At 54.0% G+C, this 248-nt stretch carries 1 protein-coding gene; it reads right to left on the reverse strand.

Annotated elements, in window-relative coordinates:
• A partial coding sequence (locus NLF92_RS14345; RefSeq protein ID WP_432420237.1) for a LuxR C-terminal-related transcriptional regulator occupies positions 1–248 on the reverse strand: 248 nt, incomplete at both ends.

Raw genomic sequence — 248 nt, forward strand, 5'->3', positions numbered from 1 at the left:
TTTCGAGCGCCGAATTTCTTTAGCAGGCGGGCGCGGTATTCTTCGACGGTGCGATAGCTAAGGTCGAGTTTTAGGCCAATCTCTTTGGAGGTTAAGCCCCGGCACGTTAGGATGGCAACTTCGCGTTCACGCTGGGTGAGTGATACGACGGGGCGTTCTTCGGATAAATCCGCAAAGGTCCAGACACCGCAATGGAATGGGTTGTCTGGTGTTAGGGATTTCCCACGTACGCGGCACCAAAAGAGAGT

It is taken from the genome of Opacimonas viscosa, from assembly GCF_024199005.1.
GTDB lineage: Bacteria > Pseudomonadota > Gammaproteobacteria > Enterobacterales > Alteromonadaceae > Opacimonas > Opacimonas viscosa.